Genomic DNA, 1271 nt, shown 5'->3' with positions numbered 1-1271 from the left:
AAAATGTATGGTCAGCCCATCTCCTGCAACCTCTTTGGCTGTTTTCGGTAAAGCTGGCTTGCGCTAATGTATTCGGGCTCGTTGTGAGCGTTGCTGTAACAACGCTCGGCCCTCGATGAGTAGCCGCTCCCGACTGTCCTGAAAAAACCGTCAGCCTCTAAAGCTGATTTTTGTGCCAGGTTCTCAGTCGGGCCATATGCCGTTTACTGTCATCAGTCAGTGACGTCGCAAAAGCCGGTGGTAAAGCTGTAGGTTCAAACGTTCGGATGTGGGTCGTACTGGCCGCCTTTGGCCAGTACCGCCCACACGATTCGCGCCAGTTTGTTCGCCAGCGCGCAGGCGACAACATTGGCGTGTCGACGCGTTAGCAGTTCTCGAACCCAAGGCCCAAGGGCATCTTCCCGCTTATCGATATGCTGCATGAGGGCCCGCGCGCCCTGCACCAGCAGTTGGCGTATGTGCTTGTCGCCACGTTTGCTGATCCCCTGCAGCACCGTCTTGCCACCCGTTGAGTACTGTTTCGGCACCAGCCCTAGTGAAGCGGCAAAATCACGACCACTTCGATAGTTCGACGCATCGCCCACATCGGCCAATACCGCGCTGGCGGTGATGGGACCAATACCTGGAATACTCTGCAGACGACTCCCGGCATCATCTTCTTTCAACTGCTGTTTCAGGTCGGACTCGATGTCCTTGATTTCATCATTGAGCTGTTGAATTTGACGATGAAGACGCATCACCACACCCTTCAGGCGTACTGGAACGGGGTGTTGTGGATCGTCCAGCAGCGCTGGCACGCGGTGCAACGCAGTGACTCCAATAGGCAGGCTGATCCCGAACTCCAGCAGAAAGCCATGAATCTGGTTGGTCGCCACTGTGCGATGGCCAATCAATGATTCACGGACCCGATGCAGGGCTGAAAGCGTTTGCTGCTCTGCGGTTTTGATCGAGCAGAAGCGCATGGCGGGGCGGCTCGCCGCCTCGCAAATCGCTTCGGCATCAATGAAGTCGTTTTTGTTGCCTTTGACGAATGGTTTGACGTACTGCGGGGCGATCAGCTTCACCTCGTGACCCAACGCACCGATCTGTCGAGCCAGCCAGTGGGCGCCGCCGCACGACTCCATCACCACCGTGCAGGCCGGTAGCTGGGCCAATGTACTGAGCAATTGGCCGCGGTTGGTTTTTTTGCGCAAGACCTGGTGGCCTTTAGAGTCCTGGCCATGCAAGTGGAAACTGTGTTTGCCGATGTCGATACCGAGAAGCGTCATCGT

The 1271-nt window shown here is 56.4% G+C and carries 1 protein-coding gene; it reads right to left on the bottom strand.

The window, feature by feature from the left end; genetic code table 11:
• Window positions 1-254: 254 nt before the first annotated feature.
• Entirely contained in the window at window positions 255-1268 is a 1014-nt protein-coding gene (locus C9422_RS31950) for an IS110 family transposase (RefSeq protein WP_165824837.1), read from the bottom strand.
• Between the last annotated feature and the right edge of the window lie 3 nt (window positions 1269-1271).

Origin of the sequence: Pseudomonas sp. B1(2018) (assembly GCF_003097365.1) — a bacterium.
GTDB classification, from domain to species: domain Bacteria; phylum Pseudomonadota; class Gammaproteobacteria; order Pseudomonadales; family Pseudomonadaceae; genus Aquipseudomonas; species Aquipseudomonas laurylsulfatiphila.
The sequence above is the reverse complement of the archived record's forward strand: the minus strand, read 5'-3'. Positions and strand labels throughout refer to the sequence as shown.